The sequence below is a fragment of the Winogradskyella psychrotolerans RS-3 genome (assembly GCF_000427335.1).
Taxonomy (GTDB): Bacteria; Bacteroidota; Bacteroidia; order Flavobacteriales; family Flavobacteriaceae; genus Winogradskyella; species Winogradskyella psychrotolerans.
In genome coordinates, this window is the sequence record NZ_ATMR01000024.1 from 1 (window position 1) to 697 (window position 697).

Sequence of the window (697 nt, forward strand, 5' to 3'; positions counted from 1 at the left end):
CTAAAGGAGAACATTACTGGCGAGCACATAGCATCCATCCAGGAATCTATGCAGGATGCCAATAAAGCAGATGTAGCTGCCTTATTGGATGAGCTGGACATGATGGAGGCCCTTTTTGTTTTAAGGGCCCTTGATCCGGATTTTTCTGCAGACATATTGATTGAGCTGGATGAGGACCCGCAGTACAAAGTGATCAAGGCGATGCCACCGGAGGAGTTGGCCACGCTTATAGATCACATGGATTCCGATGACGCGGTAGATGTGTTGAATCAATTGGTGGTAAATGACCGTGAAGCCGTTATTAGCCATCTTGCAGCCAAAGAAAAGTCGCTTCATATTATTGAGCTCCTTCGTTACGATGAAGACAGTGCTGGTGGATTGATGGCTAAAGAGATCATCAAAGCCAACCTGAACTGGACCGTGGTGCAAACGATCGATGAAATCAGGAGACAGGCTGAAAATGTAGAGAAGATCTTTAGCATTTATGTGGTAGACAATAAGGAGCAATTACTAGGTCGGGTAGCCTTGAAAAAGTTAATCCTTGCCTCTTCGGATACTAAAGTGGCCGACCTTTACGAAGACAGCCTTATATCTGTACCTACTTATATGGCTGGTGAAGAGGTAGCTGAAATTATGCGGAAGTATGACTTGGAGGCTGTCCCAGTAGTAATGTTAAAACAAACTTGTAGGAAGAATC

General features: G+C 44.6%; 1 protein-coding gene. It reads left to right on the top strand.

All coding sequences use genetic code 11. The features are described 5' to 3' along the window. Positions 1 to 697, top strand: a 697-nt coding sequence (locus ADIWIN_RS02040) for a magnesium transporter (protein ID WP_200859778.1), incomplete at both ends; no start/stop codon positions are given.